The sequence below is a fragment of the Yersinia massiliensis genome (genome assembly GCF_003048255.1).
GTDB classification, from domain to species: Bacteria; Pseudomonadota; Gammaproteobacteria; order Enterobacterales; family Enterobacteriaceae; genus Yersinia; species Yersinia massiliensis_A.
The window spans coordinates 3,528,512-3,543,071 of record NZ_CP028487.1; the positions used below are offsets into that span (position 1 = coordinate 3,528,512).

Consider the following 14,560-nt stretch of genomic DNA (forward strand, 5'->3'; position numbering starts at 1 on the left):
GATCAACTCAATATGCTCTGGTAATAAGAACTACAATAAGTACCAGGCCTAATAATATCGCCATCACACACGATTAAAGATACTCTCGGCAACCCTGGAAAAGTCGAATAGTAAATTCTTTTGGGTTCATGACAGGAGATAGCATTTACCTTTACCATATCTTCAACTCCCCCCCGAAGTTCGGCATCATTAGTCACTTGACTAAAAACATCACATTTATCTAAATAAAATGCAGATTGATAATCATAAAAACGACTTTTAGAGTAGAAATAAGAATCAAATATTTGTGCTGATAAAGCGACTGTTGCAAAGAAAGATAAAAGGATCATGAAATTGAAGTTGATTTTTTTTGCGCTGGAGAAGAATTTAGCGACACTTGATACAGGATAATTTTGGCTACCTAAAACCCCAATAGGCCCTTTGTCTTGTAGCGAACTAGCAAGAGGAACTTCTCTTTGTAAATCTCCTAAGATAATATCTTGCGCTGGAGCTGCATGTCTTTTTCCATCTAATTCAGTGCCATCTTCATTTATCACCTCCATTGAATCAGTTAATCCTTCGACTACTGGAGAAAGGACTGAGATATCAATACTGCTGGCGATACGCACGCCACGCCGAGGTACAGTCACTATCACATCATCAACCAAGCCCAGTTGCTTAAATGCTCGTCTAATGATGGAAATGTTCTGATAGAAAGTATTGCTATTTATGGGGGCACCATGGTTCTCCCATACATCAGCAAACAGTACTCGCTGTGAGGTAATCTCAGGTCGGTTATTTGTAATAATATGCAGGCAGTGATTGGCTGGCGTCGTTAATAAAACCTTCTCGTTTTCATTACTTATATTATAGAGTGTTGCCATAGTATGGTCATACACCACCTTATTATTAAAAACAATCTTATGACTCATTATTAATACTCTATGATGGATGATATAAGCTATGTGCTGAGAGGGGCTCACATGATTAATTTTGGAAGCGATTAATGTTAGATGATTATAAACTATAAATCAACACACTAGAATTAAGAGGAACGGCTGATAATTAATTAAGATGACATGGTAACCAAATAAGAATAAATGTAACCATATAAGTAATGCATCGATTAGTTATTGTTATCAAAGTAAAAAAATCACCATCGGAAAATGGTTATATCGAAGATCATTCACAACAAATTTCTTCACCCTAAAAATCATTTAAGATGAATAATAATTCCTCAGCAAAATACACCTGACAATTAATAGTCATAAATAACATGAAGTTATACACCCACTTCACTAATAAACTTAAGGATTCATGACTACATGTGAATTTAAATTCAATTATAAAGTTTAAAAATTCGAAATCAGAACATATGAAAAATAATTTACTAAACAACCGGATATTACTCTGTTTTATTACTTTACCATCAAATTTGCGGGATTTTCGCTCAATCATGTGAGTATCGCAACACAAAATCGTCAAAATAATGTTATTAGTTTTACAAGGCAGCCAGACTTACCCATCTCACCCGCCCACAATAACGTGTATAAATTATCCTTTCCTATCGTATTTTGGTCATTTATTTTCTTAACCTCAGATAAAGCAATAAAATAGGTAAAAACCCTGATGAATGACAAAACTAGATTATTTTAATAAGATAAGAAAAAGAGGATTTTTTACTTAAATACCTTATATCGCAAGATATGTTTTATTATTGGAGAGATAAATTAACTCATCAATTATCGTTAGGTCCCATGCCCCCTAACATCAATATCATTTATTTAAAGGCGCGATCCGAAAGAGACATAATAATAATCAGATCCAAAATAGTTAGCTGAGAAATTGGCCGACAAAAAAATTGCGGTTGCTGGCAACACCAGAACCGCAATACTTTTCAACTCTCACTCACCAGGCTAGTTCTAGCCAAGTTGCAAATCGCTGTATTATTTACGACGCCACGTTGTGCCTTGTGGGCCATCTTCCAACACAATACCCAATTCGTTTAACTGATCTCGAGCAGAATCGGCCAGTGCCCAGTCTTTGCTACTACGGGCGTCATTGCGTTGCTTAATCAGCGCTTCAATTTTTGCAACTTCATCGCCGTCAGTCTGCGCGCCACTTTGCAAAAATACCTCAGGGTCTTGTTCCAACAAACCCAATACGCGAGCTAGTTTGCGCAATTCGGCGGCCATGCTATTTGCAGCAGTGATATCTTCCGTTTTTAAGCGATTCACCTCACGGGCGATATCAAACAGGACAGAGTATGCCTCTGGTGTATTAAAATCATCATCCATTGCCGCTCGGAAACGAGCTTCAAATTCAGCGCCTCCCGCAGGAACTGCATTTGTATCTGTACCACGAAGCGCAGTATATAAGCGCTCTAATGAAGCGCGAGCCTGTTTGAGATTCTCTTCGCTATAGTTAAGTTGGCTGCGGTAATGACCAGACATCAAGAAATAGCGCACTGTTTCGGCATCGTAATAGGCCAAGACATCACGGATAGTGAAAAAGTTATTGAGTGATTTCGACATTTTTTCTTTGTCGATCATCACCATGCCGGAATGCATCCAGTAATTAACATAAGGGCCATCATGAGCACAGGTAGATTGCGCAATCTCATTTTCATGGTGTGGGAACATCAAATCTGAGCCACCACCGTGAATATCGAAATGGGTACCAAGTTGTTTGCTGTTCATGGCTGAACATTCAATGTGCCAACCTGGGCGGCCCAGCCCCCAAGGTGATTCCCAGCTTGGTTCGCCGGGTTTAGACATTTTCCATAGCACGAAATCCATGGGATTACGTTTCACATCAGCCACTTCAACACGGGCACCGGCCTGAAGCTGATCCAGATCTTGGCGAGACAACAGACCGTAATCTGGGTCACTGTCTACGGCAAACATCACATCACCATTGGACGCCACATAGGCATGATCGCGTGCAATGAGTTGCTCAACCATCGCAATAATTTCTGGAATATGGTGTGTTGCACGCGGTTCTAAATCGGGGCGTTCGAGATTTAACGCATCGAAATCTTTATGCATTTCAACCAACATACGCGTGGTTAGTTGCTCGCAGGTTTCGTTATTCTCTATGGCGCGTTTGATGATTTTATCATCGACGTCGGTCACATTGCGGACATAGGTCAGCGAGTACCCTAAATAGCGTAAATAACGAGAAACAACGTCGAAAGCGACAAAAGTACGCCCATGCCCAATGTGACACAGGTCATAAATGGTGATCCCGCATACATACATACCAATTTTACCGGCATGGATAGGCTTGAATTCCTCTTTTTGGCGACTCAGTGTATTAAAAATCTTTAGCATCGGGACATTCCGTGGTTTTGTTTTTTGCATTATGCAGTGTTCATACCCAACGTGATTAACGTTGCAATTTAACAGCAAGAAACCCTATTACTGCTTAAATGATTGAGGGTATAACAGGATATCATCAGATTATGCGGTAAATCAGCCTGTGATACAGCTCTTTTTCGCCCCTAAGGGCAGCGTTTCGAGTGCTGACTCAATCTTAGAGATATGATATAAGTGCGGTCTAAGGGTTACGACTCATTGTGAATACACTTATTACACTAGCAGGAATATTATTATGGTCACGTTTCATACTAATCACGGCGATATCGTCGTTAAAACCTTCGCAGATAAAGCGCCGGTCACCGTTGAGAACTTCCTGAACTACTGCCGTAAAGGTTTCTACGATAACACTATTTTCCACCGTGTTATCGATGGTTTCATGATCCAAGGCGGGGGTTTTGAGCCGGGCATGAACCAGAAAGAGACTGATGCACAGATTAAGAATGAAGCCAACAACGGTCTGAAAAACACCCGTGGCACGCTGGCAATGGCACGTACCAACGATCCACATTCTGCTACTGCTCAGTTCTTTATTAACGTGGCAGATAACGACTTCCTGAACTTCCGTTCAGAGCGCCCAGATGGCTGGGGCTACTGCGTATTCGCTGAAGTGACCGAAGGTTTGGACGTGGTTGATAAAATCAAAAACGTTGCAACTGGCCGCAGCGGTATGCATCAAGATGTACCAAAAGAAGATGTCATCATTAAAAGCGTGACTGTCAGCGAGTAATAGCGACGTAATGAGCACGCTTTTTATTGCAGATTTGCATCTTAGCGTTCAGGAACCGGCAATTACTGCCGGTTTCCTGCATTTTATACAGCGTGATGCGATTCATGCCGATGCGTTATATATCTTGGGTGATCTTTTTGAGTCTTGGATTGGCGATGATGACCCCGAACCTTTGTACCGGCAAATCGCCGCTGCATTAAAATCACTCCAGCAACAGGGTGTCCCCTGCTACTTTATCCACGGCAACCGCGACTTTCTGCTCGGTAAAGATTTTGCCACGGAAAGTGGGATGACGTTACTCGCGGAAGAAGAAGTCATCGAGCTGTATGGCCGTAAAATAGTCATTTTGCACGGTGATACTTTATGTACCGACGATGCCGACTATCAGCATTTTCGTCGCCGAGTACACAACCCAATAATTCAAAAGCTCTTCCTATGGCTACCTTTGCGCTTTCGTCTACGTATTGCCGCTTACATGCGCAATCAGAGCCAAGCAAATAATAGCGGGAAATCACAGCTCATCATGGATGTGAATCCACAAGCGGTTATTGAGACATTTCAGCGTCATCATGTGAGCTGGATGATTCATGGGCATACGCATCGTCCGGCTGTGCATAACGTAGAATTACCCTCAACAGTAGCGCAGCGCGTCGTCTTAGGGGCATGGCATGAAGAAGGCTCGATGGTCAAAGTCACCGCAGAAAGTGTTGAGTTAATTAAATTCCCGTTCTAGCGGACTCACGGCAAATTTCAATCACGCCAGAGACGCTAGGCCCACGACCAAAAAACCGTAAAATCCCACTAAAAGCCATGACGCAACCGTTTTCCTCATCTTTAGCTCATGGTATGCTCTACGCCCTCATCGCCAGCCACGATATCTGAAATCGTTCTGGCCGACGCTTGCACAATCACAGGAGCCTTACCCACATGGGAGCCAACCTCGATTCGGCTTATGCAGCCGGGGTTAAAATCGCTATCGTAATGGGGTCCAAAAGTGACTGGGCCACTATGCAATTCGCCGCCGACGTGCTCACTACGCTCAATATGCCATTTCATGTCGAAGTGGTTTCTGCACACAGAACCCCTGACAAACTATTCAGTTTTGCCGAACAAGCGCAAAGCAATGGCTTACATGTCATTATTGCCGGTGCGGGCGGTGCAGCTCACTTACCTGGGATGATCGCGGCAAAAACGCTGGTGCCCGTTTTAGGTGTTCCGGTGCAAAGTGCAGCACTAAGTGGCGTCGATAGCCTCTATTCAATCGTGCAGATGCCGCGCGGTATTCCTGTGGGGACATTAGCTATCGGTAAAGCCGGTGCGGCGAATGCAGCATTACTCGCCGCGCAAATATTGGCACTGCATGATACTGAGTTGGCAGGTCGTTTGGCTCACTGGCGTCAAAGTCAAACTGATGAAGTGCTGGAAAATCCCGATCCGAGGGATGAAGCATGAAACCAGTTTGTGTATTAGGAAACGGTCAGTTGGGGCGTATGTTGCGTCAAGCCGGTGAACCACTGGGTATCGCTGTTTATCCCGTTGGTTTAGATGCAGAGCCAGAAGCCGTGCCTTATCAGCATAGCGTGATTACCGCTGAAATTGAGCGTTGGCCGGAAACCGCCTTAACTCGCGAACTTGCTACTCATACAGCGTTTGTTAACCGCGACATTTTTCCTCGTTTGGCTGATCGCCTAACGCAAAAGCAACTGCTCGATAGCCTAAATCTCGCCACCGCCCCTTGGCAACTCTTGGCCAGTGATAGCGATTGGCCACAGGTTTTTGCCACACTGGGTGAACTCGCGATTGTTAAACGCCGTGTCGGTGGCTATGACGGTCGGGGTCAGTGGCGTTTACGCGCAGGTGAACAAAGCACATTGCCCGCTGATGCCTACGGTGAATGCATTGTCGAGCAAGGCATTAACTTCTCCGGTGAAGTTTCATTGATCGGCGCTCGTAGTCATCAAGGCAAGTCAGTTTTTTATCCACTCACTCATAATCTGCATGAAGATGGCATCTTGCGCATGAGCGTGGCATTGCCTCAACCCGATAACCGTTTACAAGAGCAAGCGGAGGCGATGCTCTCAGCCATTATGGATGAGTTAAATTATGTCGGTGTCATGGCGATGGAATGCTTTATCGTCGGCGACAATTTACTGATCAATGAACTGGCACCTCGGGTACATAACAGTGGGCATTGGACACAAAATGGTGCCTCCATTAGCCAATTCGAGCTGCATCTACGCGCTATCTTAGATTTGCCACTGCCAATACCGGTGGTCAATACCCCATCAGCGATGGTCAATCTGATTGGTACAGCCGTCAATAGCCAGTGGCTGTCATTGCCCTTGGTGCATTTGCACTGGTACGAAAAAGAAGTGCGCGAAGGCCGTAAAGTCGGTCATTTGAATTTAAATGATCCTGATGGCCCAGAATTGATTTCCGCACTGGCGGAGTTAGCACCGATGCTGCCAGAGGAATACCAGAACGCGTTGCATTGGGCGCAAGTCAAACTGTCATCCGTTTAAATCGATACCCAATAAAACAATTGGCGTTGCAGCTAAACACCAAATCACGCTGCAACGCCAACTTAGCCAGTTTTCATTTTTGTCAGTCGGGTATTACCCGTCAAAATGACGGAATAAAGCCCGTCCCTGCAACAACCGTGCGCCTAGCCAACCGCCACAAAGTGACAACAACAGCGCCCCCGCTAGTGGCAATAGCCACCACATGACCCAATTAGGCTGCCACGGGAAATCAAAGACTAACCGTTGTAATGCCCAGAGTGCAGCTTCCGCGCCAATCGCCGCAGCTAACCCAGCCACCAGCCCCAACAAAGCAAACTCCCACCACAGTGTCCCACGTAGTAAGCGTTTACTTGCACCTAATGTGCGATAGACCACCAGTTCTTGACGGCGCTGACGCATACCGACTTGCACCTGAGCCAGTAATAGCAATGTGCCGCAAATAATGACCAGCACTACCATCACTTCCAATGCACGACTGACCTGTTGTAATACTTGCCCGACCTGTTTCAGCATCGCCCCGATATCCAACAGGCTCAGTGTTGGGAACTGACGATTCAGTTGTGTGAGGGCTTCACCATCCCCTTGATAGCGGAAACTGGTCAGCCAAGTCTGAGGCTGCTTATCCAGCGCACCCGGCGGGAAAATAAAGTAGAAGTTAGGACGCAAACTTTCCCAGTCCACCTGACGAATACTGCTGACAGTGGCTTCGAACGACTGCGTATCGCCACTGAATGTCAGCTTATCGCCAATTTTAATGCCCAACCGATCGGCAATCCCCTTCTCCATCGACACTTCGTCGGCCTTCGGTGGCCACTGACCAGCAGTTAAAATATTGTGTGCGGGTAAGTCCTGCTGCCAAGTCAGATTCAGTTCACGATTAACCGCCTCGCCGCCGGGTTCATCTTCGCGCACCCGCTCCGTTGCTAACTGCTGGTTAATTTCAGATAACCGCACTCGCACAATGGGGTAAAACGTTGAAGGCGTGATCTGATGCTGTGCCAGAAACTCGGTGACTTGCGGCACTTGCTGCGGTGTCATATTCAGCAAAAAGTAATTCGGGCTATCAGGCGGCAGTTGTTGTTGCCAACGATCCAGCAGATCACCACGCAGGACCAATAACAGTGCCAATAGCATGAAGGATAAAGAGAACGCGGCCAGTTGAGTGAGTGTCATCCAAGGCTGGCGCAGTAAACGGTTGATGGCCAGCCGCAATGACAAACGGGTCACCGTCAGGCGACGTAACAGTAGCAGACCGCCCCAACCAATCACGCCTAACAGTAGCGCCAATACCACCATGCCACCGAGAATAGCCCACAGCAGAGAATTGCCGCCCATCAGCAATGCCAGCAGCCCAACGACAATCACCACCATCGCAGGAATAAAGTAGCATAGCGGCCAAACATTGGCAGAGACATCACGGCGCAGAACCCGTAATGGCTGCGTCGCCAGCAATTGCCGATAAGGGCGAATCCCCACCAGCAGCGAAATCAATATTAATGATCCCATTGCCCATACCCATGGCCATAAACCGGCAGAAGGTAATGCTGCGGGTAATACCGGTGACAGCAACCGCACGAGTATCTTCTCAAACAGCAAGCCAATCACGCTGCCGCATAGACCGGCCAACACCAGCACCGAGAGCCACTGCCCAATAATCAGCCGCCGCAATGCGCTGCGACCAGCCCCCAATGTTTTCAGTACGGCCACCAAATCATAGCGGCTACGACAATAATGCCCCATCGCCACGGCGACAGCGGCAATCGAGAGCAATAGCGTCAAGAGAGCCGATAGCAGCAAGAATTGCTGTGCCCGCTGTAGCGATTTCCCCAGCGCGCCGCCCGACTCTTGCAACCCGTACCAGCGCTGTTCTGGTTTCAGTTGCGGTTCAAGCCAATCACTGAACTTGGCGACAGACTCCGGCGACCCCGCAAACATATAACGGTAAGTCAGGCGACTACCGGGCTGAATAGCACCCGTTTTTTCTACATCGGCCAGATTAATTAAAATGCTTGGCGAGGTTTGGAATGGATTAAAACCTGAATCTGGCTCTTGAAGCACTTCACCCACAATTTTTAGCGAGGTATCCCCTACCTCTAATACATCGCCGACCTTTACCCCGAGCAATGACAGTAATCTGGGGGCGACCAGCACCGTGCCCGGCTCCAGTACCGCACCGGCAGGTAATGTTTCAAGTTTGCCATACAGTGGATAGGCCAGATCGGTGGCTTTGACATCCGCTAATTGCGGACGATCACCCGCAAATGTCATCGTCATAAACGAAAGTTGGCGGCTAACCGTTAACCCTTGCTGCTTTGCTTCGAGCAGCCAACTCTCAGGGACAGGATGCGCGGCACTCAACACTCTGTCGCCAGCCAGAAAATCGCGACTTTGCTGACTCAGCCCCTTTTCCATTCGGTCACTGATGGTACCTAGCGCCAGCACACAGGCGACCGCCAATGTTAATGCCAACCAGACAATCAATAGTGAGGGTGAGCGCCACTCGCGCCAAAACCAGCGCCAAATCATGCTTCCTCCCACAATTTACCGTCCTGCAAGCGCAACCGGCGCTGGCAACGGCCCGCCAGTTGCACATCATGAGTCACCAGAATCAGCGTGGTGTCGTAATCACGATTAAGAGAAAATAATAAATCGGCGATGCGATCACCAGTATGACGATCGAGGTTGCCCGTAGGTTCATCTGCAAAGAGCACTTTAGGCCGCCCACTGAAGGCTCGTGCCAAGGCCACTCGCTGCTGCTCGCCACCCGAAAGTTGTGCCGGAAGATGATGAAGGCGCTTATCCAGCCCGACCAATTTCAATAATTCAATGGCATGCGCTTTACTTTCACGCTCACTTTCGCCGCGCAGCAATGCCGGTAGTTGGACATTCTCCAACGTATTAAGCGTGGGAACGAGCATGAAGGACTGAAAGACAAAACCAATGTTTTTAGCCCGTAACTGAGCGCGCCCTTCTTCGTCCATCGCGGTCAATGATTGGCCCAGTAAGCTCACTTCACCGCTACTACCATCATCCAAGCCCGCCAAAATCCCCAGTAGTGTGGATTTACCTGAACCTGACTCACCAATTAACGCAATTGTTTGAGCGGGTTTGACAACGAGCTCAACTCCGGTAAGGATGGAGAGCTGTTGCTCACCCTGACCGACGTGTTTATTAAGATGATGAACTTCAAGAACGTTTTCCGCTGGCATCTTCCCTTCCTATTACTATTGGGATTATTCAGTATGCGTGCCGCCGCAACCGACACACTTTTGATTCTAGGCGACAGTTTGAGCGCCGGTTACCGCTTGCCGATTGCCGAAGCATGGCCTTCACGGCTAGATAAAACATGGCAGGCTACCCCTTCACTACCCAAAGTGGTGAACGCCAGTATTAGTGGCGATACCGCCGCGCAAGGTCTGGCTCGTCTACCTGCACTACTTAAACAGCACCAGCCACGCTGGGTGCTGATTGAACTGGGTGCAAATGACGGACTGCGTGGTTTCCCAACGCAGGATATTCAACGAGATCTGACGCAAATAATCCATCTGGTCAAGGAGGCAAAAGCCGAGCCTTTATTGATGCAAATCCGTATTCCGCCAAACTATGGCCGCCGTTATACTGATGCTTTTACTGCAATGTATCCACAATTGGCGCAGCAATTCGGCATCCCACTTGTGCCCTTCTTTATGGAACAAGTTGCCGTGAAGCCCGAGTGGATGCAGGATGATGGCTTACATCCTAACGCAGAAGCTCAGCCGTTTATCGCCGATTGGGCAGCTAAACAACTCGAGCCGCTAATCGCGACGCAGTAATGTGCAACAAGAAGTAATACCACTTGTTCAAACAAATAGATTCACTCACTAGGTAAAGTTATGCAAAAAGCTGTATTAATTACCGGTTGTTCCAGTGGCATAGGTCTGGTCGCAGCGCAAGATTTGAAAAATAGAGGTTATCGCGTACTGGCTGCCTGCCGTAAACCCGATGACGTCGCCAAGATGGCACAGTTAGGGCTGGAAGGTATTGAGCTAGATTTGGATGACAGTACCAGTGTTGAGCGGGCTGCCGCGCAGGTTATCACGCTGACGAACGGGCGTTTATATGGCCTGTTTAACAATGGTGGTTTTGGCCTGTATGGCCCATTGCAGACCATTTCTCGCCAGCAGTTAGAACAGCAATTCTCCACTAATTTGTTTGGTACCCACCAGCTAACACAATTACTGTTACCGGCGATGTTGCCCCACGGAGAAGGGCGTATTATTCAAACCAGCTCCGTTATGGGGTTAGTGTCAACCGCAGGTCGCGGCGCATACGCCGCCAGCAAATATGCACTCGAAGCATGGTCGGACGCACTACGCATGGAACTACATGACAGTGGAATTCATGTCAGCCTGATCGAACCTGGCCCTATCAGCACCCATTTCACGCAAAATGTGAATCAGGCTGAGGCCAATAAGCCCGTCAATAATCCGGGTATTGCGAAGCGATTTACGCTACCACCGGAAGCCATACTGCCTAAATTACGCCATGCGCTGGAAAGCCCGCGTCCGCAACTGCGTTATCCAGTCACCTTGGTCGCCCATGCATTGACCATTCTGCGCCGCCTATTACCGGGACGAATGTTAGATAAAGTCTTGCGTGGCAACGCTTAAGCGCTATCTCAAATAGCTGGGGTTGAAGCACGATAATCTGCCCCCATCTATTGCTAAAACGGATGAGAGAAATAATTATGCTAGCACCCATTACGATTGATATTACTGAAGCGAACCTACATCAAACCTTAGAACAGTCCATGACTGTACCAGTGCTGTTCTACTTTTGGTCTGAGCGCAGCCAACATTGCCTGCAATTAACCCCAGTACTGGATAAACTGGCCGCGGAATATGCGGGTCAATTTATTCTGGCTCGTGTCGATTGTGACGCACAACAGATGGTGGCCTCTCAGTTTGGCCTGCGCTCTATTCCAGCAGTTTATCTCTTTAAAGATGGCCAGCCGGTCGATGGTTTCCAAGGGCCGCAACCGGAAGAGGTTATCCGCGAACTGCTGCAGAAGGTGCTACCAAAACCTGAAGAGTTGAAAGCCGCAGAAGCGGCGCAATTGATGAGCGAAGGTAAAGTACAAGATGCGCTGCCACTGCTAAAAGAGGCCTGGACGTTAAGCGGGCAAAACAGTGAAATTGGCCTGCAATTGGCTGATGCGCAGATTCAATTAAACCGCAGTGAAGAAGCGGAAGCCGTTTTAGCCACTATTCCCTTGCAAGACCGAGATACACGCTATCAAGGGTTGGTTGCTCAGATTGAGTTGCTGAAACAAGCCGCTGACACGCCTGAGATTCAGCAATTACAGCAACAGCTAGCAGAGCAGCCAGATAACGTTGAACTAGCTGTCCAGTTATCCTTGCAGCTTCATCAGGTCGGGCGGAACGAAGAAGCACTGGAATTATTACTCGGCCATCTGAAAAAAGATTTGGCTGCGGCTAATGGTACAGCACGTAAGACTTTAATGGATATTTTGGCCGCATTAGGCACCGGTGATGCACTGGCCGCCAAATATCGCCGCCAACTTTATTCATTGCTGTATTGATCGCGGACGTTAATCCCTAAACGTTAATTAACGCCACTGTTTATCGCCATATTCTGATTGGCCATTTCTTTATTTATTCCTGCGCGGGGCCATCCCGCGCTGTTTTATTCTAATTCAGCCGAGTTTTCTCTCATTTACACGCTTTTACCTCCCTTTAAGTAGGCATTTAGCGACCCGTCACGTAATATTAAGAAACAAAAATCATTGCTGACAGGAAGTTAAATATGTTTACAGTTATCCCTGTTCTAATCGTCGTCGCCCTGATTGTGGTATTTTCCTCAATCAAAATCGTTCCACAAGGTTTTCAGTGGACTGTTGAACGTTTTGGCCGTTATACCAAAACGCTGATGCCAGGCTTGAATATCGTTGTGCCATTTATGGATCGTATTGGTCGCAAAATCAATATGATGGAGCAGGTGCTGGACATCCCATCTCAAGAGATCATTTCTCGCGATAACGCCAATGTGGCTATCGATGCGGTTTGCTTTATCCAAGTCATTGACCCCGTAAAAGCCGCGTATGAAGTGAGCAACTTGGAACTGGCTATCGTCAATCTGACCATGACCAACTTCCGTACGGTGCTTGGCTCGATGGAGTTGGATGAAATGTTGTCTCAGCGTGACAATATCAACAGCCGCCTGCTGCATATCGTCGATGAAGCCACTAACCCGTGGGGCATCAAAATCACCCGTATTGAAATCCGCGATGTGCGCCCACCAACTGAATTGATTTCCGCGATGAACGCGCAGATGAAAGCTGAACGTACTAAGCGTGCTGATATTCTGGAAGCGGAAGGGGTTCGTCAGGCCGCTATTTTGCGTGCTGAAGGTGAAAAGCAGTCACAAATTCTGAAAGCTGAAGGTGAGCGTCAATCTGCCTTCTTACAGGCAGAAGCGCGTGAGCGTGCGGCAGAAGCTGAAGCACAAGCCACCAAAATGGTTTCTGAAGCCATCGCGGCCGGTGATATTCAAGCCATTAACTACTTCGTGGCACAGAAATATACCGATGCATTGCAACATATTGGCTCTGCCAATAACAGCAAAGTTATTATGATGCCGCTGGAAGCGAGCAACCTGATGGGCGCTATCGGTGGTATTGCAGAATTGATTGGTGAGAGTAAAAACAGCCGAGGTAAATAACCATGCTGGAGGAAATTGCAGCAAATCCTAACTGGTTCTGGCTATCACTCGGCGGACTACTTCTAGCCGCTGAGATGCTCGGCGCCAGTGGCTATATGCTGTGGAGCGGTGTTGCCGCCGTGGTGGTCGGCATCTTGGTCTGGCTATTTCCTTTTAGCTGGGAAATGCAAGGTGTGCTGTTTTCCGTCCTGACCGTGGTCGCTGCCTTCCTGTGGTGGTATTGGCTCAGTAAACGTATCAAGCCGCAGCCCGCGATGCTCAACCAGCGTAATCATCAATTATTGGGAACACGAGCAACATTGACGGAACCCACTGTTGATGGTTATGGCAGAATGAGAGTCGGTGACAGTAGCTGGCGTATTTATTGCGCCAATGAATTAAGTGCCGGCACTGAAGTTGAAGTGATATTAGTGGAAGGCAATACTTTGCATGTCCGCGAAGTTCGTCACTGATTTATTGCTATTACGTTGATAGCGATAAAGACATATCAAGAGTAGACCGGCCAATATAAAGGCGTATTTATCTGAATACGCCTTTACTCTTTTTGGTGTCCCTGCTTTCTATTTATCGGTCGCGTGACAATGATCGGCAGTGTCGCAATGATCGGTCGTGTGGCGATGATCGATAGTGTGGTTATGATCGATAGTATGACAACATCCCGCCAGATTATTGATAATCGGGCAATCGGCCCCTTCATCCCCTGGGCAGCTTTCCGCCAACGCAAGTAACCGCAATCGCATCTGATTAAGATCATTAATATGCTGCTCGATTTCCGCTACTTTGAGTAACGTCGCGGCTTTAACATCTGCACTGTGTCTGGCCGGATTATGAAATAATGCCAACAGCTCACGACATTCATCCAAAGTGAAGCCAACCTGCCGTGCCTGACGCAATAGCGTTAACTCTTCAATATGTTTGGCGCTGTAGCTGCGGTAACCGTTATCGGTGCGAATAGGCGGTGTCACCAGTTTTTTTTCTTCATAAAAACGGATGGCTTTGCTGGTTAAGCCCGTTTTTTTTGCGACATCGCTAATGTTCATATTTCCCCCTTGACCTTCCCCTTGCTGGAAGGTTTAACCTCCATAATTAGTGAAAATAACACGATGAGTCAAGCGGAATAAAATCTGTACAACGAGAGCTGTCGTGTCGGTCGCCTTACTGACGACCCGAGCGAAATGTGACCGAGAATCCCGACTAAACTTATCCCGACGAATGTACGGATAAGTGACTAC

The 14,560-nt window shown here is 47.5% G+C and carries 14 protein-coding genes; 9 read left to right on the forward strand and 5 right to left on the reverse strand.

Going from position 1 to position 14,560, the window contains the following annotated elements; all coding sequences use genetic code 11:
- Positions 1–2: 2 nt before the first annotated feature.
- Together DA391_RS16535 and cysS are read right to left on the reverse strand one after the other, a co-directional pair.
- A complete protein-coding gene (locus DA391_RS16535; protein ID WP_050082681.1) occupies positions 3–911 on the reverse strand; it encodes a winged helix-turn-helix domain-containing protein in 909 nt (302 codons plus the stop codon).
- Positions 912–1,925: 1,014 nt separating this feature from the next.
- Entirely contained in the window at positions 1,926–3,311 is a 1,386-nt protein-coding gene (cysS, locus tag DA391_RS16545; protein WP_050082678.1) for a cysteine--tRNA ligase, read from the reverse strand.
- 280 nt (positions 3,312–3,591) lie between these two features.
- Between cysS and ppiB the strand changes: the two genes are divergently transcribed.
- The 4 genes from ppiB to purK all read left to right on the forward strand — a co-directional run bounded on the left by ppiB (position 3,592) and on the right by purK (position 6,608).
- Positions 3,592–4,086 carry a peptidylprolyl isomerase B gene (ppiB, locus tag DA391_RS16550; RefSeq protein ID WP_019212822.1) on the forward strand — a complete coding sequence of 165 codons (495 nt, stop codon included), beginning with the start codon at positions 3,592–3,594 and terminating at the stop codon, positions 4,084–4,086.
- Positions 4,087–4,096: 10 nt separating this feature from the next.
- Positions 4,097–4,819: a UDP-2,3-diacylglucosamine diphosphatase gene (locus DA391_RS16555; RefSeq protein ID WP_050286509.1), complete on the forward strand. Its 723-nt coding sequence runs from the start codon at positions 4,097–4,099 to the stop codon at positions 4,817–4,819.
- Positions 4,820–5,013: 194 nt separating this feature from the next.
- Positions 5,014–5,538, forward strand: coding sequence for a 5-(carboxyamino)imidazole ribonucleotide mutase (gene purE / locus DA391_RS16560; protein ID WP_050873579.1), 525 nt, complete (start codon positions 5,014–5,016; stop codon positions 5,536–5,538).
- Positions 5,535–6,608, forward strand: coding sequence for a 5-(carboxyamino)imidazole ribonucleotide synthase (gene purK / locus DA391_RS16565; protein WP_108088001.1), 1,074 nt, complete (start codon positions 5,535–5,537; stop codon positions 6,606–6,608). The genes purE and purK overlap by 4 nt, the downstream gene beginning before the upstream one ends.
- Before the next feature lie 93 nt (positions 6,609–6,701).
- Here purK and ybbP read toward each other — a convergent pair whose 3' ends face one another.
- Together ybbP and ybbA are read right to left on the reverse strand one after the other, a co-directional pair.
- Positions 6,702–9,134: a putative ABC transporter permease subunit YbbP gene (gene ybbP / locus DA391_RS16570; protein ID WP_108088002.1), complete on the reverse strand. Its 2,433-nt coding sequence runs from the start codon at positions 9,132–9,134 to the stop codon at positions 6,702–6,704.
- Entirely contained in the window at positions 9,131–9,817 is a 687-nt protein-coding gene (gene ybbA, locus DA391_RS16575) for a putative ABC transporter ATP-binding protein YbbA (RefSeq protein ID WP_049605762.1), read from the reverse strand. Before ybbA ends, ybbP begins: the two co-directional genes overlap by 4 nt.
- On the opposite strand from ybbA, the gene tesA reads away from it, so the two are divergent.
- The 5 genes from tesA to DA391_RS16600 all read left to right on the forward strand — a co-directional run bounded on the left by tesA (position 9,788) and on the right by DA391_RS16600 (position 13,780).
- Positions 9,788–10,420: a multifunctional acyl-CoA thioesterase I/protease I/lysophospholipase L1 gene (gene tesA / locus DA391_RS16580; protein WP_050082670.1), complete on the forward strand. Its 633-nt coding sequence runs from the start codon at positions 9,788–9,790 to the stop codon at positions 10,418–10,420. The genes ybbA and tesA overlap by 30 nt on opposite strands.
- 60 nt (positions 10,421–10,480) lie before the next feature.
- Positions 10,481–11,257: an SDR family oxidoreductase gene (locus DA391_RS16585; protein ID WP_050286513.1), complete on the forward strand. Its 777-nt coding sequence runs from the start codon at positions 10,481–10,483 to the stop codon at positions 11,255–11,257.
- A gap of 77 nt (positions 11,258–11,334) precedes the next feature.
- Entirely contained in the window at positions 11,335–12,189 is an 855-nt protein-coding gene (locus DA391_RS16590; protein WP_050082668.1) for a co-chaperone YbbN, read from the forward strand.
- A 224-nt stretch (positions 12,190–12,413) separates the two neighbouring features.
- On the forward strand, positions 12,414–13,328 hold the full coding sequence (locus DA391_RS16595) for an SPFH domain-containing protein (protein ID WP_005158246.1): 915 nt from the start codon (positions 12,414–12,416) through the stop codon (positions 13,326–13,328).
- A gap of 2 nt (positions 13,329–13,330) precedes the next feature.
- Positions 13,331–13,780 carry an NfeD family protein gene (locus DA391_RS16600; RefSeq protein ID WP_049605767.1) on the forward strand — a complete coding sequence of 150 codons (450 nt, stop codon included), beginning with the start codon at positions 13,331–13,333 and terminating at the stop codon, positions 13,778–13,780.
- A 108-nt stretch (positions 13,781–13,888) separates the two neighbouring features.
- Here DA391_RS16600 and cueR read toward each other — a convergent pair whose 3' ends face one another.
- Positions 13,889–14,368, reverse strand: coding sequence for a Cu(I)-responsive transcriptional regulator (cueR, locus tag DA391_RS16605; RefSeq protein WP_050082666.1), 480 nt, complete (start codon positions 14,366–14,368; stop codon positions 13,889–13,891).
- Positions 14,369–14,560 lie beyond the last annotated feature (192 nt).

Excerpts from the sequence above, each read along its gene's own strand:
- tesA (WP_050082670.1), top strand. The coding sequence starts at position 9,788 with ATGAACTTCAAGAACGTTTTCCGCTGGCATCTTCCCTTCCTATTACTA.
- purK (WP_108088001.1), top strand. The coding sequence starts at position 5,535 with ATGAAACCAGTTTGTGTATTAGGAAACGGTCAGTTGGGGCGTATGTTG.
- DA391_RS16555 (WP_050286509.1), top strand. The coding sequence starts at position 4,097 with ATGAGCACGCTTTTTATTGCAGATTTGCATCTTAGCGTTCAGGAACCG.
- ppiB (WP_019212822.1), top strand. The coding sequence starts at position 3,592 with ATGGTCACGTTTCATACTAATCACGGCGATATCGTCGTTAAAACCTTC.
- ybbA (WP_049605762.1), bottom strand. The coding sequence starts at position 9,817 with ATGCCAGCGGAAAACGTTCTTGAAGTTCATCATCTTAATAAACACGTC.
- purE (WP_050873579.1), top strand. The coding sequence starts at position 5,014 with ATGGGAGCCAACCTCGATTCGGCTTATGCAGCCGGGGTTAAAATCGCT.
- ybbP (WP_108088002.1), bottom strand. The coding sequence starts at position 9,134 with ATGATTTGGCGCTGGTTTTGGCGCGAGTGGCGCTCACCCTCACTATTG.
- DA391_RS16600 (WP_049605767.1), top strand. The coding sequence starts at position 13,331 with ATGCTGGAGGAAATTGCAGCAAATCCTAACTGGTTCTGGCTATCACTC.
- DA391_RS16595 (WP_005158246.1), top strand. The coding sequence starts at position 12,414 with ATGTTTACAGTTATCCCTGTTCTAATCGTCGTCGCCCTGATTGTGGTA.
- cueR (WP_050082666.1), bottom strand. The coding sequence starts at position 14,368 with ATGAACATTAGCGATGTCGCAAAAAAAACGGGCTTAACCAGCAAAGCC.
- DA391_RS16535 (WP_050082681.1), bottom strand. The coding sequence starts at position 911 with ATGAGTCATAAGATTGTTTTTAATAATAAGGTGGTGTATGACCATACT.
- cysS (WP_050082678.1), bottom strand. The coding sequence starts at position 3,311 with ATGCTAAAGATTTTTAATACACTGAGTCGCCAAAAAGAGGAATTCAAG.
- DA391_RS16585 (WP_050286513.1), top strand. The coding sequence starts at position 10,481 with ATGCAAAAAGCTGTATTAATTACCGGTTGTTCCAGTGGCATAGGTCTG.
- DA391_RS16590 (WP_050082668.1), top strand. The coding sequence starts at position 11,335 with ATGCTAGCACCCATTACGATTGATATTACTGAAGCGAACCTACATCAA.